19 protein-coding genes and 1 pseudogene are annotated in these 19934 nt (G+C 63.9%); 9 read left to right on the top strand and 11 right to left on the bottom strand.

All coding sequences use genetic code 11. The features are described 5' to 3' along the window. Nucleotides 1-81: 81 nt before the first annotated feature. The 6 genes from prpB to Q5Z11_RS19770 form a co-directional block, all read right to left on the bottom strand. Entirely contained in the window at nucleotides 82-966 is an 885-nt protein-coding gene (gene prpB, locus Q5Z11_RS19795; RefSeq protein ID WP_303747975.1) for a methylisocitrate lyase, read from the bottom strand. A gap of 28 nt (nucleotides 967-994) precedes the next feature. Further along, the gene (locus Q5Z11_RS19790) at nucleotides 995-2674 is read right to left on the bottom strand and encodes an electron transfer flavoprotein-ubiquinone oxidoreductase (protein ID WP_303747974.1); all 1680 of its coding nucleotides are present in this window, start codon (nucleotides 2672-2674) and stop codon (nucleotides 995-997) included. Nucleotides 2675-2738: 64 nt separating this feature from the next. Next, nucleotides 2739-3659, bottom strand: coding sequence for a polysaccharide deacetylase family protein (locus Q5Z11_RS19785; protein ID WP_303747973.1), 921 nt, complete (start codon nucleotides 3657-3659; stop codon nucleotides 2739-2741). Then, nucleotides 3656-4591 (bottom strand): polysaccharide deacetylase family protein, encoded by a 936-nt coding sequence (locus Q5Z11_RS19780; RefSeq protein ID WP_303747972.1) that lies wholly within the window; start codon nucleotides 4589-4591, stop codon nucleotides 3656-3658. Before Q5Z11_RS19780 ends, Q5Z11_RS19785 begins: the two co-directional genes overlap by 4 nt. After that, nucleotides 4588-5262 (bottom strand): isochorismatase family protein, encoded by a 675-nt coding sequence (locus Q5Z11_RS19775; protein ID WP_303747971.1) that lies wholly within the window; start codon nucleotides 5260-5262, stop codon nucleotides 4588-4590. Before Q5Z11_RS19775 ends, Q5Z11_RS19780 begins: the two co-directional genes overlap by 4 nt. A 27-nt stretch (nucleotides 5263-5289) precedes the next feature. Continuing rightward, on the bottom strand, nucleotides 5290-6528 hold the full coding sequence (locus Q5Z11_RS19770; protein ID WP_303747970.1) for an MFS transporter: 1239 nt from the start codon (nucleotides 6526-6528) through the stop codon (nucleotides 5290-5292). 140 nt (nucleotides 6529-6668) lie between these two features. Between Q5Z11_RS19770 and Q5Z11_RS19765 the strand changes: the two genes are divergently transcribed. The 6 genes from Q5Z11_RS19765 (at nucleotide 6669) to Q5Z11_RS19740 (ending at nucleotide 11471) form a co-directional block, all read left to right on the top strand. Continuing rightward, nucleotides 6669-6977 carry a hypothetical protein gene (locus Q5Z11_RS19765; RefSeq protein WP_303747969.1) on the top strand — a complete coding sequence of 103 codons (309 nt, stop codon included), beginning with the start codon at nucleotides 6669-6671 and terminating at the stop codon, nucleotides 6975-6977. Between the two features lie 20 nt (nucleotides 6978-6997). Further along, entirely contained in the window at nucleotides 6998-7840 is an 843-nt protein-coding gene (locus Q5Z11_RS19760; RefSeq protein ID WP_303747968.1) for an SDR family NAD(P)-dependent oxidoreductase, read from the top strand. 126 nt (nucleotides 7841-7966) lie between these two features. Continuing rightward, on the top strand, nucleotides 7967-8833 hold the full coding sequence (locus tag Q5Z11_RS19755; RefSeq protein ID WP_303747967.1) for a polysaccharide deacetylase family protein: 867 nt from the start codon (nucleotides 7967-7969) through the stop codon (nucleotides 8831-8833). Continuing rightward, a complete protein-coding gene (locus Q5Z11_RS19750; RefSeq protein ID WP_303747966.1) occupies nucleotides 8830-9684 on the top strand; it encodes an HpcH/HpaI aldolase/citrate lyase family protein in 855 nt (284 codons plus the stop codon). Before Q5Z11_RS19755 ends, Q5Z11_RS19750 begins: the two co-directional genes overlap by 4 nt. An 88-nt stretch (nucleotides 9685-9772) precedes the next feature. Further along, nucleotides 9773-10291 (top strand): MaoC family dehydratase, encoded by a 519-nt coding sequence (locus tag Q5Z11_RS19745; protein WP_057634054.1) that lies wholly within the window; start codon nucleotides 9773-9775, stop codon nucleotides 10289-10291. 7 nt (nucleotides 10292-10298) lie between these two features. Continuing rightward, entirely contained in the window at nucleotides 10299-11471 is a 1173-nt protein-coding gene (locus Q5Z11_RS19740; protein WP_303747965.1) for an acyl-CoA dehydrogenase family protein, read from the top strand. 246 nt (nucleotides 11472-11717) lie between these two features. Here the strand turns inward: Q5Z11_RS19740 and Q5Z11_RS19735 are convergent, their stop codons facing one another. Continuing rightward, nucleotides 11718-11906, bottom strand: a complete 189-nt coding sequence (locus Q5Z11_RS19735; RefSeq protein ID WP_303747964.1) for a hypothetical protein — start codon at nucleotides 11904-11906, stop codon at nucleotides 11718-11720. A 55-nt stretch (nucleotides 11907-11961) separates the two neighbouring features. Between Q5Z11_RS19735 and Q5Z11_RS19730 the strand changes: the two genes are divergently transcribed. Beyond that, a complete protein-coding gene (locus Q5Z11_RS19730) occupies nucleotides 11962-13140 on the top strand; it encodes a CaiB/BaiF CoA transferase family protein (protein ID WP_303747963.1) in 1179 nt (392 codons plus the stop codon). Beyond that, nucleotides 13109-14272: a CaiB/BaiF CoA transferase family protein gene (locus Q5Z11_RS19725; protein ID WP_303747962.1), complete on the top strand. Its 1164-nt coding sequence runs from the start codon at nucleotides 13109-13111 to the stop codon at nucleotides 14270-14272. The genes Q5Z11_RS19730 and Q5Z11_RS19725 overlap by 32 nt, the downstream gene beginning before the upstream one ends. Nucleotides 14273-14361: 89 nt before the next feature. Here the strand turns inward: Q5Z11_RS19725 and Q5Z11_RS19720 are convergent, their stop codons facing one another. The 3 genes and pseudogenes from Q5Z11_RS19720 to Q5Z11_RS20800 form a co-directional block, all read right to left on the bottom strand. After that, complete coding sequence (locus Q5Z11_RS19720; RefSeq protein WP_282268299.1) at nucleotides 14362-14718, bottom strand: hypothetical protein; 357 nt, start codon at nucleotides 14716-14718, stop codon at nucleotides 14362-14364. Nucleotides 14719-15037: 319 nt separating this feature from the next. Next, on the bottom strand, nucleotides 15038-17182 hold the full coding sequence (gene hrpB / locus Q5Z11_RS19715) for an ATP-dependent helicase HrpB (RefSeq protein ID WP_405051707.1): 2145 nt from the start codon (nucleotides 17180-17182) through the stop codon (nucleotides 15038-15040). Between the two features lie 30 nt (nucleotides 17183-17212). Beyond that, nucleotides 17213-17650, bottom strand: a pseudogene (locus Q5Z11_RS20800) (DEAD/DEAH box helicase); the annotation flags it as partial. 220 nt (nucleotides 17651-17870) lie between these two features. Between Q5Z11_RS20800 and Q5Z11_RS19710 the strand changes: the two are divergent. After that, nucleotides 17871-18665, top strand: coding sequence for a TatD family hydrolase (locus tag Q5Z11_RS19710; RefSeq protein ID WP_303747960.1), 795 nt, complete (start codon nucleotides 17871-17873; stop codon nucleotides 18663-18665). Between the two features lie 50 nt (nucleotides 18666-18715). Here the strand turns inward: Q5Z11_RS19710 and Q5Z11_RS19705 are convergent, their stop codons facing one another. Further along, nucleotides 18716-19888, bottom strand: coding sequence for an OmpA family protein (locus tag Q5Z11_RS19705; protein ID WP_303747959.1), 1173 nt, complete (start codon nucleotides 19886-19888; stop codon nucleotides 18716-18718). Between the last annotated feature and the right edge of the window lie 46 nt (nucleotides 19889-19934).

The raw sequence follows: 19934 nt of genomic DNA, 5'->3' as shown, positions 1-19934 counted from the left end.
GTGAGGGCGGCTTTTAAGCTCTTAGCATTTCAAGCTTCCAAGCTTTCAAGCTTTCAACTTCTAAACCCTGAACCCAAACCCTTACTTCTTGCCAGCAAACGTCCTATCCAGACTCTGCTCAAACCGGTGATACCCGATCCGCTCATACAGCTCCTCGCGGGTCTGCATGGTCTCCACCACATTGCGCTGGTGGCCATCACGACGGATCGCGGTATACACGTTCTCCGCTGCCTTGTTCATCGCGCGGAACGCCGACAGCGGATAGATGCACATCGCCACACCCACCGAACCCAGCTCCTCGGTCGAGAACAAAGGCGTCTGCCCGAACTCGGTGAGATTTGCCAGCACCGGCACCTTCACCGCATCAACAAAGCGCTTGTACGTCTCAAGGTCATACGAGGCTTCGGCAAAGATGCCGTCGGCACCGGCCTCGACACAGGCGAGCGAGCGCTCGATCGCCGCGTCCACACCTTCCATCTGGATTGCATCGGTACGCGCGATCAGGAAGAAATCCGCATCGGTCTTGGCATCGGCAGCGGCCTTGACCCGGTCCACCATCTCGCCCAGCGACACGATTTCCTTGTTCGGGCGATGGCCGCAGCGCTTGGCGCCCACCTGGTCTTCGATATGGCAGGCCGCCGCACCGGCCTTGATCAGCGACTTCACCGTGCGCGCGATGTTGAATGCGCTGGGGCCGAAGCCAGTGTCGATATCCGACAGCAGCGGCAGGTCGCAGACGTCGGTGATGCGGCGGATGTCGGTGAGCACGTCGTCCATGGTATTGATGCCCAGGTCCGGCAGGCCCAGCGAGCCGGCGGCGACGCCGCCACCGGACAGGTAGACCGCACGGAAGCCCGCCCGCTTGGCCAGCAACGCGTGGTTGGCGTTGATCGCACCGGGGATCTGCAACGGGCTTTCCTGCTTTAGCGCTTCGCGGAAGCGGGCGCCTGGACTGACAATGCTCATCAAAACTCCTGTGGGTTGATGGCGACGTTTACATCGCCGGATAGTTCGGTCCGCCACCACCCTGCGGGGTCACCCACACGATGTTCTGGGTCGGGTCCTTGATGTCGCAGGTCTTGCAGTGCACGCAGTTCTGCGCGTTGATCTGCAGGCGGGTGTCGCTGCCTTCGCCGACGAACTCGTAGACGCCAGCCGGGCAGTAGCGCGCTTCCGGGCCGCCATAGGTGGCCAGGTTGACCTTCACCGGCACGCTGGCGTCCTTCAAGGTCAGGTGGCTGGGCTGGTCTTCCTCGTGGTTGGTCGAGGACAGGAACACCGAGCTCAGGCGATCAAACGTCAGCACGTTGTCCGGCTTGGGATAGTTGATCTTCGGCTGGCTGGCGGCCGGCTCTAGGCATTCGTGGTCGGCCTTGGTGCGGTGGATGGTCCACGGCGCATTGCGGATGCCCAGCTTGGGCAGCAGCCACTGTTCGATGCCGGTCATCAGCGTGGCCAGGGTGCGGCCCTTCTTGAACCACTGCTTGAAGTTCTTGGCCTGCAGCAGCTCGGCCTTCAGCCAGCTGTTCTCGAACGCTTCCGGATAGGCGCTCAGCTCATCGCGCGAGCGGCCGGCGACCAGCGCATCGAACGCGGCCTCGGCGGCCAGCATGCCGGTCTTGATCGCGGCGTGGCTGCCCTTGATGCGGCTGACGTTGAGGTAGCCGGCTTCGCAGCCGACCAGTGCGCCGCCCGGGAACACGGTCTTGGGCAGCGACAGGATGCCGCCGGCGGTGATCGCACGTGCGCCGTAGGCAACGCGCTTGCCGCCTTCCAGATGCTTGCGGATCGCCGGGTGGGTCTTGAAGCGCTGGAATTCTTCGAACGGGCTCAGCCACGGGTTCTTGTAGTCCAGGCCGACCACATAGCCGATCGAGACCTTGCCGCCTTCGGCGTGGTACAGGAAGGCACCGCCGTAGGTATCGTTGTCCAGCGGCCAGCCGGCGGCGTGCACCACCAGGCCCGGCTCGTGCTTGGCCGGATCGATCTGCCACAGCTCCTTGATGCCCAGGCCGTAGGCCTGTGGGTCCTTGCCGGCGTCCAGCTTGAACCTGCTGATCAGCTGGCGGCCGAGATGGCCACGCGAGCCTTCGGCGAAGATCGTGTACTTGGCATGCAGTTCCATGCCGCGCTCGTAGTTCGGACCCGGCGTGCCGTCCTTGTGGATGCCCATGTCACCGGTGGCCACGCCCATCACCGCGCCGTTCTCGTCGTACAGCACTTCGGCGGCGGCAAAGCCCGGGAAGATCGACACTTCCAGCGCTTCGGCCTGCTGCGCCAGCCAGCGGCTGACCTCGCCCAGGCTGATGATGTAGCTGCCGTCGTTGTGGAAGCACTCCGGCAGCAGGGCGTGCGGCGTGCTCTTGGCGCCGGTTTCATTCAAGAACAGGAATTCGTCGCGGGTGACGGCCTGCCGCAGCGGCGCACCGCGTTCCTTCCAGTCGGGGAACAGCTCGTTGAGCGCGCGCGGGTCCATCACCGCGCCGGACAGGATGTGCGCGCCGGGCTCGGAGCCTTTCTCCAATACGCACACCGACAATTCCTGGCCCTTCTCGACCGCCAGCTGGCGCAGGCGGATGGCGGTGGCCAGACCGGCAGGGCCGGCGCCGACGATGACGACGTCAAATTCCATCGCTTCGCGCGGCGGCAGGGCGGTGTTGGCTTCAGTGTTCATGCAAGGGCTCTTGGGTAAAGGCCGGCGCGTTTTCTGGCGACGACGGTTGCCTGGAACCGCCGCCTCAACGTGAGGCGGCGATGATCTGCGAAGGCGCAGCGTTCCAGATCAGCCCTGCGTTGTCTGCCAGATGGGAGAACACGCGTTCCAGGTGCTTGATGCGGTGCGGCTGGCCCATCACCCACGGGTGGATGTTGAGCGCGAGCAGGCGACCCTGTCCGTTGCGCTGCGCTTCCTCCAGCAGGAAATCGCAGGCATCGACCATCTGGTCCGCATACTCGGCCTCGGCATGCAGATTTTCGCCGACGATGAAGCGATCTTCCAATTCCAGCGACAACGGCAGTGCGGTGAGCGGGCCGTTGGCGGTCTGGAAGGGGTAGGGCAGCTCGTCGTTGATCCAGTCACCAAACCACTGCAAACCGGCCTGTTGCAGCAGTTCCGGGGTGTTCTCGGACTGCGATCTGGCCGGTGACAACCAGCCCTGGATGGGGCCGTCCGAATACGGGGCCAGCGCGGCCAAACTGCGCTGGATGTATTCAGCTTCGCGCGCCGGGTCCAGTCCGCCGTAGTGCACGCTGTCCATGTTCCAGCCGTGCGCGACCAGCTCGGCGCTGCGCGCCTTGAGCCGACGCAGCAGGGCTGGGTAGCGCTCGGCCAGTTCGCCGTTGACCGCGGTGCTGGCGCGCAGACCGTACTTTTCCAGCGCATCCAGTACGCGGAACACGCCAACCCGGTTGCCGTAGTCGCGCAAGGTGTAATGGCGCAGGTCCGGGTAGGGCATGACCATTGCGCCGTGCGGCTTGAAGCCCTCGCCCTTGGGGTTGAGCGGAAAGTGCTCCAGGCTCAGGTTGATCCACAGTGCCAGCGGTTTGTCGTCGGGCCAGCGCACGGCCGGGCGCTCGGCCAGCATAGACCAGCTATAGCGCGCATGGTCCATGCCATGGCGCAGCTGCGGGTACTCCAGGAAGCTGCGATCCAGGCTCATGCCGCCTCCTCCGCGTTGATCGCCGCCATCGAGGCCAGCGCATCGTCGTAGTGCTTGTCCAGATAGTGTTGGGCGATCTCGCGGCCGGTGGCCTTCCACACCTTGTCGTGGCTGCAGATGTAGTCCATCGCGTCGTGGAACGCGGCCAGGCGGTGCGGATGGCTGACCTGGTAGGCGTGCAGCGGCACGCACATCACCGTGCCGGAGTGCTCGCCTTCGGCGTACAGGCGGTCGAAGGCGTCCTTGATCATCTGCCCGTAACGGCGCGGCTCGATCTTGTTGGTGACGTAGACGATGGTGTCGTTGAGCTCCAGCGAGTACGGCACCGACACGAAGCGCTTGCCCGAGCGGGTCTTGACCGGCGTTGGCTGGTCATCGTGGAACAGATCGCAGGTGTACAGGCCACCGGCCTCGGCGAACAGGTCGATGGTGGCGTCCGAATGCGACAGCGCCGGTGCCAGGTAGCCATCGCAATGCTGGCCGGTGTGCTCGGCGATCAGCGCCATCGAATGCGCGATCATCTCCCGCTCCTGCGCCTCGTCCATGCCGTAGGTGTAGCGGGTGTTGTAGATGCCGTGGCTGAAGAATTCCCAGTTGCGCTCGGCCGCCATCTGGATCACTTCCGGATGGTGCTTGAGCATGGCCGTGGACAGCGATACCGAGCCGCGCAGGCCGTACTGGTCCATCACCCGCATCATCCGCTGGTGGCCGACTCGGTTGCCGTAGTCGCGCGTGCCATAGCCCTGGATGTCCGGCAACGGACGCGGCCACGGTTTGCGCTGCGGGTTGGCCGGCGGCGCGTACTCGTAGAACTCGATGTTGGGCGCGATCCACAGCGCCACGCGCGCGCCGTCCGGCCATTCGATCTTCGGACGGCTGTCGTAGGGCCAGTAGTCAAACAGGCCCGGATCGGACTTGGTCGTGGCGTTCATGCGCGCAGCGCCTGCAGCTGTGCGGCCACGTGCTCGACCGGCTCCACGTCGCCGTACTTGAGCATGATGTCGCTGAGGTTGGCGAAGTGCGGGATCTCGTGTTTGTCGGCCACGCATTCCTCCGGAACGATGCTGCGGTAGCCGCGCGACAGGCTGTCGATCACGCAGGCGCGGATGCAGCCCGAGGTCGAGCCGCCGGTGATGATCAGCGTGTCGATCTTGTGGAAGGTCAGCAGCGACCACAGGTTGGTTTCGAAGAACGGGCTGGCCATGCGCTTGTGCATGACGATATCGCCGGGCTGCACGTCTGCGCGTGGATCGAACTGCGCGCGCTCGGAGCCGTGCTTGATGTTCTGCAGTGAGTCCGGCGTGTTGGTGCGGGTGCCCCAGGTACCGGCGTCTTCGCCCGACTCCAGGTACGCCACATAGGTCCACACCACCGGCAGGCCGAGCGCGCGCACCTGCGCCGACAGCGCATTGATGTGCTCGATCTGGCGCGGGTCGGTCTCATACGCGGTCTTGAACGCGGCCAGATCGGTATAGGCGCGCTGCACATCGATGTTGACGATTGCCGGGCGCGCGCCGAAGCCGAACTTGGCGCGGTTGGGGTTGGCCTTGACCTGCTCCCAGTACTGGCGGGCGGTGAGGTTGGACGTTTCCATCACGGGCATGGGGTCTCTCCGTTGCAGTAGTGGGGATCAGGCGGCCGAAGCACGCGCGCGTTCGTCGCGCACCAGCGTTGCGGCCAGCAGGGCCAGCACGATCAGCGCGCAGATCAGGCTGAAAGCGATGTGGTAGCTCTTGGTGATATCGAAAATCTTTGCCGTCACCCAGATGCCGAGACCGGCGGTGGTCGCATCGAGCAGGGTGATGGTGCCGAGGATCTTGCCGGCCGAACTCAGTCCGAAGGCGTTGACTGCCAGCAGCTGGATCATCGTGTACAGGCCACCCCAGCCCAGGCCGAACAGGGCCAGCGAATACCAGATCAGGTCGGCGCGCATCGTCGCCAGGATCAATGCACCTGCGGCCATGATCGCCAGGTTGACCAGGAACACGCGCTTGGCCGGCAATACATCGGCGAGGAAGCCGAAGATGAACTTGCCCACCATTGCCAGGCCGAACATCAGGCCAAGGCCATTGCCAGCGGTGGCCGGCTCAAAGCCGAGGTCGCGCATGTGCAGGAACAGGTTGGAGGCAACCGCCATGATCGAGAAGAAGGTGGTCATCGCCACGAAGGCCAGCACCCAGAAGGTGCGGGTGCGCATCGCCTGCTGGTAGCTCAGGTCCGGCAATGAGGACGCGGCCGGCTTGCCGGCGGCGGCCTTGGCGGCCAGCGTGTCCGCGCCCCAGGGCTGGATGCCGCCCGGGCGCGGGCTGCGCACGAACAGGAAGGCCAGGATCAGGAACGCCAATGGAATTGCGGCTTCCCACAGCAGCGCTGTGCGCCAGTCCATGCTCTGCATCAGCTGCACGCCGAGCTTGGGAAACACCATGCCGCCGAGGCTGGTGCCGACCAGGGCAATACCAATTGCGGTGCCGCGATGGGTGGCAAACCACTGCGAGACGAAGATCACTGCCACATTCAGGCCGGCCGCGACTAGCACCGCGGCAAAGCCGACGTGGATCCAGTACAGGTGGGCCAGCGAATGGATGTGCGCATAGGCCGCGTACAGCGCCGCCAGCAGCGCGATGCCCGCCAGCACCAGTTTGCGCGGGCCGACCTTGTCGATCAGCGCACCCAGGAACGGCGCCATCCAGCCGGCCAGCACCAGGGTGATCAGGTCGCGCAGCTTGAGCTCGCTGCGGCTCCAGCCGAAGTCCTTGAGCAGGGATTCGTCGAAAGCGGTCAGGCCGGTCACGGTCAGGCCGTTGGAGACCAGCAGCACCAGCATCCCCATCACCGCCATCAACCACGGGTAATAACGCTTCAACTTCATCGACGCACCTCAAGAGTTGGGTTATGGCTGGTAGATACGCCGGTGGGGGATTTCCGCCGCCGACGTTGACCGGGAGCGAATGGCATGCCTACACTTTGTCCGGACAAAGTGTGCCACAGTCTTTTACCCGGGAGGAAGCCATGCAAACCGTGATCGTCCTGTTCAACCTCAAAGCCGGCGTCAGCCGTGAGGAGTACGAGGCCTGGGCGCGTGCCAGCGACCTGCCGGTGGTCAACGCGCTGCCGTCGGTGGAGAAGTTCGAGGTACTCAAGGCCAGCGGTCTGTTGATTGGTGAAGGCAGTTCCCCGTACGACTACATCGAGCTGATGCGCATTCCGGACATGGCCGCGTTCGGCGCCGACCTCGCCGACCCGGCCGTGCAGGCCGGTGCAGCGCAGTTCCAGCAATACGCTGACAATCCGTTGTTCATCCTCACCAGCGCGCTGTAAGCGCACAAGGAACATTGGTCATGGCTCGTTTCCCCGAATTGCAGGGCAAGGTCGCACTCATCACCGGCGCTGGTCGCCGCGCCGGCCTGGGCGAGGGCATTGCCCGGCGCCTGCTGCAGGAAGGCTGCAAGGTGGTGCTGACCGATATCGGCCAGGTGCGTGGCGCCGAGATGCCGGTCACTGCAGTCGGTACCGACGAGGAGCTGGCCCAGGTTGCCGCCGAATTGGCTGCCAGCAGCGGTGGCGAGTGCGTGGCGATGGCCCTGGATGTGCTGGAAGAGGCGCAGGTGGAGGCGGTGGTCAAGGCCACGGTCGAGCGCTTCGGCCGCCTCGACATCCTGGTCAACAACGCCGGCATCGGCTACCTGATGAAGTCGCTGGTCGACATCGATGCCAAGGAATGGGACGCGGTGCTGGGTGTGAACCTGCGCGGCGCCTTCCTGACCATCAAGCATGCCGGCCGGCAGATGATTGCCCAGGGTGGCGGCCGCATCGTCAACATCGCTTCGCAGGCGGCCAAGTCGGCGTTCCCGCATGCAGCGGCGTATTGCTCGTCCAAGCACGGCCTGGTCGGCCTGACCCGGGTCGCGGCGCTGGAGTTGGGAGCGCATGGGATCAACGTCAATGCGGTGTGCCCGAACCATGTGACCACCGGCTTGGGCGCCTGGCAGAACGAATACTTCGCTGAAAAGCAGGGCAAGAGCGTGGAGCAGTACCTGGCGGACATGCGTGCGCGCATTCCGGCGGGGCGTGCGGGTCTGCCTTCGGATACGGCCGCTGCTACCGCTTTTTTGTGCTCGGACGACGCGGTGTACATCACTGGTGAGGCAATCAATGTCTCTGGTGGTGAGGAGAACCATTGAGGCAGTGCCGAGCAACCTTCAGTCCGTCACTCCTGCTGCCGCGGGAACGATGGAACCGAAGCAGCTACGAAGTAGAAGCAACGCTGTAAACCCCACCACGTAACCAATAACCGCTCCGAGACCACCATGTCCAAACCTGTCTACCAGTGGCCCAACGACGCACGCCTGGCCTTGTCCGTGGTCGTCAATGTTGAGGAGCTGTCCGAGTACAACGTGGGCCAGGGTGACAAGATCACCGAGCCGGTGGACGAGCTGCACGTCACCCTGTCCAAACCGGTGCGCAACTACGGCAACGAATCCAATTACCGCTACGGCGTCAACGAAGGCCATGCGCGCGTCTCCGCGCTGCTGGACAGGTACAACGTCACCAGTACCTATACCGCTGCTGCGGTGTCGCTGGAGCGGGCACCGGAAATCGCCGACTACCTGCGTGGCAGCCGCCACGAAGTGTGTTCGCACGGCCACCGCTGGATCCACCAGTTCCGCTTCAACGAAGAACAGGAACGCCAGTTCATCCGCGATGCCGCCGACAGCATCGAGCAGACCACAGGCGTACGCCCGGTTGGCTGGCTGTCGCGCTACCTGCATACCGCCTCCACCCGCCGTCTGCTGCAGGAAGAAGGCTTCCTGTACCACATGGACGACTACTCGGCCGACGCGCCGTTCTGGGGCGATGTCGACGGCAGCGACAAGCCGATGATCGTGGTGCCGTACCAGCTCGATACCAATGACATGAAGATGTGGGTGGCCCCGTCCTACCTGCCCAAGGATTGGCTGGACTACGCTGTCGACAGCTTCGACACGCTGTACGCCGAAGGCAAGCACAGTCCAAAGGTGATGTCGTTGGGCCTGCACCTGCGCATCATTGGTCGCCCGGGTCGCATCGGTGCGTTCGAGAAGTTCCTGCAGTATGTCGCGCAGAAGCCGGGTACCTGGTACGCCACCCGTCGCCAGATTGCCGAACACTTTGCCTCACAAGTGAGCGCAGCATGAGCGTCGCATTGAACAACCCGCGCCGCTGCCTGCTGTTCGTGCCGGGCTCGCGCCCGGAGCGCTACGCCAAGGCGGTGGGCACCGGTGCCGACCAGGTCTGCATCGATCTGGAAGACGCGGTTGCTCCGGCGGACAAGGAAAGCGCGCGTGCATCGCTGTTCGCGTTTCTCGCGGAGACGCAGGATAGCCGTAGCGAAATCGGCCTGCGCATAAATCCCTTGTCCACCGAGCTGGGTCAGTCGGATCTGCAGGCATTGGCGGCGTCAGGCTTGAATCCCGCTTTCGTGATGCTGCCCAAAGTCGAAACCGTCGCCGAACTGCAACAGGCCGACGCAGCACTCGCCGGCATCGACACTGTTTTCATCGCGCAGATCGAAACGCCGAAGGGCTTGCTGGATGCACGCGCGCTGGCCACCGCCATTCCGCGCTTGCAGGCGCTGATGTTTGGTGGCTTCGACTACATCGTCGCGCTGCGTGGTCGTGCCGGCTGGGACAGCTTCTTCCACCCGCGCGTCCAGCTGGCGACGATCGCCGCCGAAGCCGGCGTCGGCTGTCTCGACGTGCCCTTCCTCGACATCAAGGACGAAGCCGGCCTGGTCAACGAAACCGACCGCGTGATCGACCTTGGTTTTACCGCCAAGGCAGCGATCCATCCAGCCCAGGTTGATCCCATTCAAAGCCGCTACCTGCCAACCGCAGGCGAGTACGAGCGCGCCCAGCGCGTCATTGCCGCATTGGCAGCAAGCGGCGGCGAAGCCATCCAGCTCGACGGCAAGCTGGTGGATCGTCCTATCGAAATTGCCGCAGAACGCGCAATCGCACTCGGTGCACTCGGCGTACGCGCCGGCTGACCGCAACGCTCCATTGAACGCCTGATCGCCCCTTCTTTGACCAAGCTGCGCCCAGCGCCAGCCCAACCCGTACCAAAAGGACACTGTCATGGTTCAGAACGTCAAGCAGATTTCCGAAAACCGCTTCCGCGAAACCTTTGGCCGCTATTACGAAGAGTTCAATGTTGGTGACATCTACGAGCACCGCCCCGGTCGCTCCATCACCGAAACCGACAACACCTGGTTCACCTTGTTGACGATGAACACCCATCCGATGCACTTCGACAAGGAATACGCCAAGGCCTCGGAGTTCGGAAAGGTCATCGTCTGCTCGCCATTTACCGTGGCGCTGATGGTCGGCATGAGCGTCACCGATGTCAGCCAGAAGGCGGTCGCCAACCTGGGTTGGAGCGAGATCAAGATGACCCACCCGCTGTTCGTCGGTGACACCCTGGTGGCCGAATCAGAAGTGCTGGAAAAGCGCGAATCCAAGTCGCGTCCGGGCGCGGGCATCGTCACCTGCCGTACCGATGGCTTCAACCAGGACGGCAAGTTGGTCTGCACCTTCAACCGCACCATGCTGATCGCCAAGCGCGGCCATTCGGTTGAAGACAAGGTCAACTACTGAGGCCGCGATGATGAGCACCGAACCGGAACAGCTGTGGGGCCCCGACGAAGAGCAGGCGCTCCTCGACTCGATCGATCATTGGGTGGAGAAATCCGTCGCGCCGATCGCGCAGGAATATGACCTCGAAGACAAGTACCCACACCATCTGGTCGAGGAAATGAAGGATCTCGGTCTGTTCGGTGCCACCATTTCACCGGAGTACGGTGGGCTGGGCTTGCCAGCGCGGATCTACGCGAAGATCGTGATCAAGGTGTCTTCGGTATGGATGGCGCCGACCGGCATCTTCAACTCGCACCTGATCATGGCTGCTGCCATCGAACGTTGTGGCACCGAGGCGCAGAAGCAGAAATACCTGCCACGCATGGCCAGCGGTGAGCTGCGCGGTGCATTGGGTTTGACCGAGCCCAACGCCGGTACCGATCTGCAGGCGATCCGCTCTGTTGCCAAGCGCGACGGTGATCATTACGTCATCAATGGCGCCAAGACCTGGATCACCAATTCCATGTATGGCGACATGGTGCTGCTGCTGGTCAAGACCGACCCGGAGGCGCAGCCGCGCCACAAGGGCATGAGCATGTTCATCGCCGAGAAGGGCGAGGGCTTCATCGTTGCCAAGAAGATGAAGAAGTCCGGCTACCGCGCCATCGATACCTGCGAGTTGGTATTCCAGGACTACAAGGTGCCGGCCGACTGCCTGCTCGGTGGCATTGAAGGGCAGGGCTTCCAGCATGCGGTTGGTGGCCTGGAGTTGGGTCGTATCAATGTGGCCGCACGCGGGTGTGGTATTGCCGAAGGAGCGCTGCGTTTGTCGGTTCGATATGCACAGGAACGCATGACCTTTGGTAAGCCGATTGCCGAGCACCAGGCCATCCAGCTCAAGCTGGGCGAGATGGCGGCCAAGGTTGAAGCGTCGAAGCTGCTGATCGAGAGCGCGGCCAATGCCTACGACAAGGGCGAGCGCTGCGACATGGAAGCGGGCATGGCCAAGTACTTCGCCACCGAAACCGGCGCGTATTGCGCGCAGGAAGGCATGCGGATTTTTGGTGGCTACAGCTACTCGGTGGAATACGACATCGAGCGCTTCCATCGTGACGCGATGCTGATGTGCATTGGTGAAGGTACCAATGAAATGCAGCGCATCATCATTGCCAAGCAGCTGGTGGCAAGAAACAAGATCTAACAGCCCAAGCAGACCAAAGCCCCTTTCCGAATTGCATCAGACGCAAAGCCCCCCTCCCGCTCGCGGGAGAGGGGTTGGGGCGAGGGGAAGCTCTACAAGCAAAGCCAGAAACGCAGAAGCCCCTCTCCCGCGCGCGGGAGAGGGGTTGGGGTGAGGGCAAGCTCTACAAGCAAAGCCAGAAACGCAGAAGCCCCTCTCCCGCATGCGGGAGAGGGGTTGGGGTGAGGGGAAGCTCTACGGGCGAAGTCAAAAGCTCCCCTCATCCGCCCTTCGGGCACCTTCTCCCGCAAGCGGGAGAAGGGATAGATCAGAAGCCGAAGCCAAGGCGACAGCCAAAGCAAAAGCAAAAGCAAAAGCCAAAGCAAAAGCCAAAGCCAAAGCACCAGTCAAAGCAACAGCCAAACCAAAGCAACAGCCAAGTAGACGCAGCAGCATCCCTTCACCGCGGTCCTCAACCACCGCGGTGCTTTTTCAAAACCAGAGGCCACACATGAAAGACCTTCCCCTGCAGGGACTACGCATCCTTGCCGTCGAACAATACGGTGCTGGCCCTTATGGCTCGATGCATCTGGCCGACCTCGGCGCGGAAGTGATCAAGATCGAATCCCCACCGGGCGGCGACGTGTCGCGCGCCACCGGCCCGTATTTCCTGGGCGAAGGCGACAGCCTGTTTTTCCAGACCTTCAATCTCAACAAGCGCTCGCTGCGGCTGGACCTGAAAGCCGCCGAAGGCCGCGAGGTCTTCGAGAAGCTGGTCGCCAGCGCCGACGCCGTGCTCAACAACCTGCGCGGTGACCAGCCCGGCAAGCTCGGCCTGGACTACGCCACGCTCAGCAAGCTCAACCCGAAGATCGTCTGCGCCCATCTGTCCGCCTACGGCCGCGACAACGAGCGCGCCGCATGGCCGGGCTACGACTACCTGATGCAGGCCGAAGCCGGCTTCATGGCGTTGACCGGTGAGCCAGACGCGCCACCGGCACGCTTCGGTCTGTCGATGGTCGACTTCATGACCGGCACCACGATGTCGATGGGCCTGCTCGCCGCCATCATCGGCGCGATGCGCACTGGTCTTGGTCGCGATGTCGATGTCAGCCTGTTCGATGTGGCTTTGCATCAGCTGAGCTATCCGGCCACCTGGTACCTCAACGAAGGCCACCGCACCGAGCGCCTGTCGCGCAGTGCGCACCCATCCACCGTGCCCTGCCAGGTCTATCGCACCGCCGACGGATGGGTGATGGTGATGTGCATGTTGGAGAAGTTCTGGCAGACCTTTGTCGAAGGCATCGGCAATCCGGCCTGGGCCGCCGAGCCGCGCTTCGCCAATTTCGGCGAGCGGCGCAAGGTGCGTGACGAGCTGACCGTGCTGGTCGACGAAATCCTCACCACTCAGCCCACCGCTTACTGGACGCAGAAGTTCGCCGGCCGTATTCCGATCGCGCCGGTGCTGGACATCGCCCAGGCGCTGGACAATCCCTATGTGCGGGATGTCGACATGCTGCAGGACGTCGAGCATGCACAGGGCATGCAACGCCTGCTGCGTAACCCGATCAAGCTCGATGGCCAGCGCCTGAGCGGCAATGCCTGCCCGCCACTCAATGCCGACGCGGATGCATTGCTGCGTGAGCTGGGTTACAACGATGCAGACCGCACGCGCCTGCTCGGTGCGTGATGCAAGGGAATCGATGATGAAGCTTGAAGGCGTACGCGTACTTGATCTGTCGCTGTTCCTGCCCGGCCCGCACCTGACCATGATGATGGCTGATCATGGCGCCGACGTGATCAAGATCGAGCCGCCCGGTGGTGAACCGGTGCGCGAAGTCGGGCTCAAGCAGGCCGGTGTTTCGACCTGGTTCCGCAACACCCACCGCGGCAAGCGCTGCATCGTGCTGGATCTGAAAAGCACCGACGGCAAGGCCGCTTTCGCCAAGCTGGTCGAGTGGGCCGATGTGGTGGTGGAAGCCTTCCGCCCTGGCGTCGCCAAGCGGCTTGGCATCGACTACGCAAGCTGCAAAGCGATCAACCCGAAGCTGGTGTACTGCTCGATCAGCGCCTTCGGCCAGACCGGTCCCAAGGTCAACCGGCCTGCCCACGATCTGGCGATGCAGGCCGATACCGGCGTGGTCAGCCTGAACCGCGCGCCGGATGGTACGCCGGCGATGCCGCATATGCCGGTGGCCGACATGGCCGGATCGCTTATGGCGCTCAACGGCATCCTGATGGCCTTGTTCCGCCGCGAGCGCACGGGCGAGGGCGATTACATCGATCTGTCGATGCAGGACGCGCTGATGGCGTGGTTGCCGAACGTGCTGGGCCCGCCGTTCGCACTCGGTCGCGACCCGGTGGTCAAGGAAGAACGCAGCTGGGGCGGCAATGCGCTGTACAAGCTGTACCGCTGCGCCGACGATCGTTGGATCGCACTCGGCGGTGCCGAGCACAAATTCGCCGAGAACCTGTTGAACGCGCTAGGCCGCGCTGATCTGATCCATCTGTGCCACCTGCCACCGGGGACGGGACAGGACCCGGTCAAGGAATTCCTGGCCGAAACCTTCGCCCGGCGAACCTTGGTGGAATGGGCGCTGTTCCTGCACGACATCGACGTGTGCTGGGCACCGGTCAAGACCTTGACCGAAGCCTTCAATGATCCGCATACACGTGCACGCGAAATGGTCTGGACCGATGCACAGGGTGGCACCCACCTGGGCATACCGATCAAGTTCGCCAACGAGCCGGGCCGTATCAATCCGCAGCTGGACGAAGTGGGCCAATCCACTGCAGCCGTACTGGCAGAACTAGGTATCTAGCAAACGACAGGACCCGCTCCCTCCCTTGCGCAAAGCGCAGGGGAGGGTTGGGGAGGGGTAGCTCTTGCCTCAAGCACCACCCCAGAAACTCAGGCGTCGCTACCAATATCGCTGGTCTCATCAGTCACGCTGGCCGCATGACGGCGACGCTGCGCGATCTGCCGCGACTTGGCCTCGATGGCCTCGTTGTCGCGCTTGTTCTTGCGGTACAGCGCATAGCCAATCAGGCCCAGGCCAACCGCTGCAACGGCCACGGTAGCTGTCGGGTTGCGCTTGGCGACGCGGGTGACGGCACGGCCGCCGGTCTTCATCGCACCAATGGCGGCACCGGTCTTGAGCCATTCGGCTGCGCTGGAACCACCGTGCTTGATGTTGCCACCGGCGCTGTTGACCAGTTCCAGTGCACGCTCCAGTGCCGGGCCGGTGATATCGCTGAACTTGCTCATGTGGGGACTCCATGTAGATGAGGGCCAGACCCCCATTCTTACCAGAGGGCCGTGTAGGGGATGTTAGCCGGGAAGCGTTGGGCGTGGTTGTGGAAGGCTGAAGCTGAAGTAACGGCAACGGCAACGGAGAGCGGCAAAAGCTACCCCTCCCCAACCCTCCCCTTGCCTGCGGCAAAGGGAGGGGGCGGTTCTTGGCAATCTGTCAGAGCGCAGCGCCCCGCCTTGCCCCCTCCCTTGTGCGCAGCACAGGGGAGGGTTGGGGAGGGGTGCTCCTGCTCTTGCTTCGGCTTTCGCTTAAACCTCAAACCCCAAACCCCAATCAAGTCCCCCGCGGCTTCGCCCGATGGGTCGCCGTAGCACTCCAGGGATCATCCGGCCACGGATGCCTTGGATAGCGCCCCTTCATTTCTTTCTTAACTTCCGCATAAGTGTTCTGCCAGAAGTTGCGCAGGTCACCAGTCACCTGCAAGGGCTTTCCAGCCGGCGACAACAGGTGCATCAGCAAGGGCACACGGCCATCGGCAATGCGCGGCGTATCAGCCAGGCCAAACAGCTCCTGCAGCTTCACCGCCAGTACCGGCGGGCGCGGGCTGATGCCGTCATCGTCCAACGCATACTCGATGCGCCGCTCCATTCCCGAAGGCACACTGATGCGCGTCGGCGCATGACGATCCACCAGTTGCCGCTTGCTCCAGTCGATGCCGGACTTCAGTGCTTCGCCAAGCTCTTCCTCGGACAGGGCTTCCAGGCGCGTCTTGCCGTTGAAGGCTGGCAACAGCCAATCGTCCAACGTCTCCAACAGCGCCGCATCGGATAAGTCTGGCAGTTCGAGTTCCGGCATCCATTTACGCAGGCCCATCACCCGCCAGCGCAGCTGCTGCAGGTTCTCGGTCCATGGCAAGGCATCCAGGCCCAGTTCGCGGACCGCATCTGTCAGTGCGCGTGCAGCGCGTGCAGGGTCCACCTGTCCGGCAGGGCGGCTGTCCAGCACGATGCGCTCGAAGCTGCTTTCACGACGCGCTTCCAGTGCGCGCTTGGCGCTGTTCCAGCGCACCACATCCTGCGTCTTGAAACGATCGGGAAAGTCGCGGCGCAGGCGCTGTTCGTCCACCGGTGCCGCACGCAGGATCAGCGCATCGCGTGGGTCATGGCGCAATTCGCTGATCACCAGCCAGGGTTCGCCGCGCAGGTCGCTGTTGTCGAACTGGCGTGCGCTGCGGCCATTGGCCAGCTGGTAGCGTTGCGGATCATTCGGGTGCTGGGTGGCGATGCGGTCGGGGAAGGCATGGGCGAGCAGGTCGCCGAGTTCATGCGCTTCGATATCCGTTGGCGGCGCGTTATCGCAGCGCAGGCGGCGGCGCCATTGCTTGGCTGCCGAATCAATCGCAGCCAAGCCACCGCGGTTGGCGTCGTAGGGCGCGCGGCCATTGCGGAAGGCGGCAAGGGCGCGCCAACGCGCGGCCAGTGCATCGCCGCCTTGACGCAGTGGATCGCGCGCTTCCAGCAGGGCGGCAACATCGGCGGCCAACGCCTGCTCGCGGGGATTGCCCGCGGACAGCAGCATCGCCGCCATGCGCGGATGCGTGCCCATCGCCAGCATGCGTTTGCCCAATGCGGTGATGGTGTTGTCCGCACTCAAGGCGCCCAGCCGCTGCAGCAGTTCGCGCGCGGCCGAGAGTGCGCCGCTCGGCGGTGGATCGACGAAGCGCAGCGTGTCACTGCCCCAGGCTGCCAGTTCCAATGCCAACCCGGCCAGTTCCACCTGCGCCATTTCCGGACGCCGCTGTGATTCCAGTCGCTGTGATTGCGGCCAAAGCCGCCACGCCCAACCGGATGCCACGCGACCGGCGCGGCCGGCGCGCTGGTCGGCCGAGGCCTGCGAGATGGTCACTGCATCCAGGCGCGAGAAGCCACTATTGGGGTCGTAGCGCGGTTCGCGCGCCAGCCCGGCATCGATCACCACCCGCACGCCAGGCAGGGTGACCGAGGATTCGGCGACATTGGTGGCCAGCACCACGCGGCGGCGGCCGTCGGGATCGGGCTGCAGCACGCGGGTTTGCTGTTCGATCGGCAGCTCGCCGTGGAGGGGGAGCACCTCATATCCTTCTCCCGTCGGGAGAAGGTGGCGCGCAGCGCCGGATGAGGGTGCGGGCGAAGCCTCTTGCAATTGGGTAGTGCGGGTGGCTGCGCCACTTACCCTCTCCCCAACCCCTCCCCCGGAGGGGGAGGGGCTCAGAGCGGCCTGCACCCGCGCAATCTCCCGTTGCCCCGGCAGGAACACCAGCACGTCGCCAGGATGCTCGGCCACCGCCTGTTCCACCGCGCGCCGGGTCTGCGCTTCCAGCGCCTCGTCGCGGCGGGCGGGGAAATGGCTTATCTCCACCGGATAGCTGCGGCCTTCGCTGGACAGTCGCGGCGCATCCAGGAACTGCGCCAGCCGCTCACCATCCAGCGTTGCCGACATCACTACGATGCGCAGGTCGTCGCGCAGCTGCGATTGCACGTCCAGCGCCAAGGCAAGACCAAGATCGGCCGACAGATGGCGCTCGTGGAATTCATCGAACAGCAGCGCGCCCACGCCTTCCAGCAGCGGGTCGTCCTGCAGCATGCGGGTCAGGATGCCTTCGGTGACCACCTCGATACGGGTACGCGCGGACACCTTGTTCTCGAAGCGGATGCGGTAACCGACGGTCTCGCCAACCGGCTCACCCAGCTGTTTGGCCATGAACGTGGCGGCACTGCGCGCGGCGACCCGGCGCGGTTCCAGCATGATGATCTTGCCGCCGTGCAGCCACGGCGCATCCAGCAGCGCCAACGGCACCTGGGTGGTCTTGCCGGCGCCGGGTGGTGCTTCCAGCACCAGCCGCGTGTGCGCGGCCAGCTGCTGGAGGATGTCGGGGAGCAGTGGAGTGATGGGGAATGCAGTTGCCATTGCGGCATTGTAGAAGCCGCGCGCCAGATGCGTCGCTGGCAACCGTAGCCCGGGTAAGCGCAGCGCACCCGGGGCTGTGCGCATGGCATCTGACGAATCCGCGAAACGCCTGCGGGTGCGCAGCGCTTACCCGGGCTATGGGGTTCCGTTCATGCTGTACAGGGCTCGCCTGCGGGCAAACCTCTACAATTCACCTTTCCGCCTCACCACACCCAGCTCAATGCAACTGATCGACATCGGCGCCAACCTCACCCACGAATCCTTTGATCGCGACCTGGACGCGGTGCTGGAGCGCGCCCGCGCCGCTGGCGTGGTGCAGATGGTGATCACCGGTGCCAGCCGCGAGCACTCGCCGATGGCCTTGCAGTTGGCGCAGCGCCATCCGGGCTTCCTGTACGCCACGGCCGGTGTGCATCCGCACCACGCCAGCGAGTACACCGACGAATGCGATGCGGAAATGCGCGCATTGCATTCGCATCCGGAAGTGGTGGCGGTGGGCGAATGTGGCCTGGATTTCAATCGCGATTTCTCGCCGCGTCCGTCCCAGCGCAAGGCCTTCGAGCGCCAGCTGCAGATCGCCAGCGAGAACGGCAAGCCGCTGTTCCTGCACCAGCGCGACGCGCATGACGACTTCATCGCGATGATGAAGAACTTTGACGGCAAGTTGGGTCCGGCGGTGGTGCATTGCTTCACCGCCGAGCGCCGCGAGCTGTTCGATTACCTGGACCGCGATTGGTATATCGGCATCACCGGTTGGCTGTGTGACGAACGCCGTGGCGCGCATCTGCGTGAGCTGGTCAAGCACATCCCGGCCGAGCGCCTGATGATCGAGACCGACGCGCCGTACCTGCTGCCGCGCACGATGCGTCCGCTGCCCAAGGATCGCCGCAACGAGCCGGCCTTCCTGTCGCATATCGTCGAGGAACTGGCCCGCGACCGTGGCGAAGACGTGGCGATCACCGCTGCCAATGCCACTGCCGCAACCCGCGCGTTTTTCCGCCTGCCGCAGCTGTGACGGGAGGGCCGCGCATCGCGGCCCCTTGTGCAGTCAGCAGCGGATCGACTTTACCTGACGATTACAGCCGTCGTCGCTGACGGCGGCGCGGCATCGTCCTGTTCGGATCGCAGACGTTCAACCACCACCCAGCCGGCGCTCAGATACTCCAGGCGCGCATGCACCCAGATCTGCCGACCATCGGCCAGGTCCGCGCGGTATACCAGCAGGTTGAAATCGTCCCAGTTGTAGCCGGCGCTGCCCGAATATGCGGCGCGCAGCGCCTGCGGAACCGATTCGGCCTGCTCCTTGGGAATGCGGCCGTCGAACACCTTGGTAGCATTTGCCGCCGCCATCATCGCCTCGAGGTTGCGGCGCACTTCGTGCATCGAGTACGCGTGCTCGCCCTTGTCGAAATCGGCCGCCCAGGTCCTCCCCTTGACCTGCTCAAAGTGCTCGCCTGTCCAGAATGGAAAGCTGTCCAGATCGTGTTGCACAGGCTTGTTGCGGTCGCCGTAGTCGGCAGGAAGCGTCAGGTGCGGGAACTCGCTGGACCACTGCGCGCTGGCGTTGAACGGCACTTCCTCCAGCACCACCAGCCCGGCATGCATGTCGTCCAGCGACAGCTGCACCCATACATTGCGTTGTGCCTGGCGGATCACGTACACGCTGGTCGGCGCATCGGAGCTGTTGTTGACCGCATCGATGAAGCCACCGCCGATCTCGTCTTCCAGCTGCGGTCCGTAGTAGATATCGCGGCGCTCGGGGCCGTCGAACACCTTGCTGGCACCTGCGGCAACGAGTTGGCTGTCGAGATTGCGCTTTAGTTCCTGTGCGGAAAACGCCTTGCCGGAACTGCCCTGGGTGGCGATCTGCGCTGACCAACTCGGTCCTTCCACCCAGTGCACGCCGTCGTCCAGACGCACCGGGAAGCGTGCCCAGGCGCGCACGTGCGGTGTGTTCAAGGGTTCATAGCCCTGCGGCAGGGCCAGGAAAGGCAGCGCGGGCAGGGGTTTGTCGGTCACCGCGACGCCGCTGATATCGAAGGCCAGCACCGGTACCGGTTTGCCTTCACGGTCATGGATGCCGCTTTGTGCGGATGCGGTGCCCGTGGGCGTGGTGCCTGGCGTATCAGCGGAAGCAGCCGCTGCCGGCGTTGCCGCCTGCTCCGGCTGCGGGCGATTGCAGCCCAGCAGCATCGCTCCCAGCACGCAGCCCAAGGCCAGTGTATGTCGGTTGATCATGTCGGTCCTTCGCGCGGTCAGCCCCTGTACCCGCGACGATAGACCA

Source organism: Stenotrophomonas sp. 610A2 (assembly GCF_030549615.1).
GTDB lineage: Bacteria > Pseudomonadota > Gammaproteobacteria > Xanthomonadales > Xanthomonadaceae > Stenotrophomonas > Stenotrophomonas pigmentata.
Note: the sequence above shows the minus strand (reverse complement) of the source record. Positions and strands in the feature narration are given on the sequence as shown.

Excerpts from the sequence above, each read along its gene's own strand:
- Q5Z11_RS19760 (WP_303747968.1), top strand. The coding sequence starts at position 6,998 with ATGGCTCGTTTCCCCGAATTGCAGGGCAAGGTCGCACTCATCACCGGC.
- Q5Z11_RS19740 (WP_303747965.1), top strand. The coding sequence starts at position 10,299 with ATGATGAGCACCGAACCGGAACAGCTGTGGGGCCCCGACGAAGAGCAG.
- Q5Z11_RS19745 (WP_057634054.1), top strand. The coding sequence starts at position 9,773 with ATGGTTCAGAACGTCAAGCAGATTTCCGAAAACCGCTTCCGCGAAACC.
- Q5Z11_RS19730 (WP_303747963.1), top strand. The coding sequence starts at position 11,962 with ATGAAAGACCTTCCCCTGCAGGGACTACGCATCCTTGCCGTCGAACAA.
- Q5Z11_RS19705 (WP_303747959.1), bottom strand. The coding sequence starts at position 19,888 with ATGATCAACCGACATACACTGGCCTTGGGCTGCGTGCTGGGAGCGATG.
- Q5Z11_RS19780 (WP_303747972.1), bottom strand. The coding sequence starts at position 4,591 with ATGAACGCCACGACCAAGTCCGATCCGGGCCTGTTTGACTACTGGCCC.
- Q5Z11_RS19720 (WP_282268299.1), bottom strand. The coding sequence starts at position 14,718 with ATGAGCAAGTTCAGCGATATCACCGGCCCGGCACTGGAGCGTGCACTG.
- Q5Z11_RS19770 (WP_303747970.1), bottom strand. The coding sequence starts at position 6,528 with ATGAAGTTGAAGCGTTATTACCCGTGGTTGATGGCGGTGATGGGGATG.
- prpB (WP_303747975.1), bottom strand. The coding sequence starts at position 966 with ATGAGCATTGTCAGTCCAGGCGCCCGCTTCCGCGAAGCGCTAAAGCAG.
- Q5Z11_RS19755 (WP_303747967.1), top strand. The coding sequence starts at position 7,967 with ATGTCCAAACCTGTCTACCAGTGGCCCAACGACGCACGCCTGGCCTTG.
- hrpB (WP_405051707.1), bottom strand. The coding sequence starts at position 17,182 with ATGTCGGCAACGCTGGATGGTGAGCGGCTGGCGCAGTTCCTGGATGCG.
- Q5Z11_RS19710 (WP_303747960.1), top strand. The coding sequence starts at position 17,871 with ATGCAACTGATCGACATCGGCGCCAACCTCACCCACGAATCCTTTGAT.
- Q5Z11_RS19765 (WP_303747969.1), top strand. The coding sequence starts at position 6,669 with ATGCAAACCGTGATCGTCCTGTTCAACCTCAAAGCCGGCGTCAGCCGT.
- Q5Z11_RS19750 (WP_303747966.1), top strand. The coding sequence starts at position 8,830 with ATGAGCGTCGCATTGAACAACCCGCGCCGCTGCCTGCTGTTCGTGCCG.
- Q5Z11_RS19775 (WP_303747971.1), bottom strand. The coding sequence starts at position 5,262 with ATGCCCGTGATGGAAACGTCCAACCTCACCGCCCGCCAGTACTGGGAG.
- Q5Z11_RS19785 (WP_303747973.1), bottom strand. The coding sequence starts at position 3,659 with ATGAGCCTGGATCGCAGCTTCCTGGAGTACCCGCAGCTGCGCCATGGC.
- Q5Z11_RS19790 (WP_303747974.1), bottom strand. The coding sequence starts at position 2,674 with ATGAACACTGAAGCCAACACCGCCCTGCCGCCGCGCGAAGCGATGGAA.
- Q5Z11_RS19735 (WP_303747964.1), bottom strand. The coding sequence starts at position 11,906 with ATGCTGCTGCGTCTACTTGGCTGTTGCTTTGGTTTGGCTGTTGCTTTG.
- Q5Z11_RS19725 (WP_303747962.1), top strand. The coding sequence starts at position 13,109 with ATGCAGACCGCACGCGCCTGCTCGGTGCGTGATGCAAGGGAATCGATG.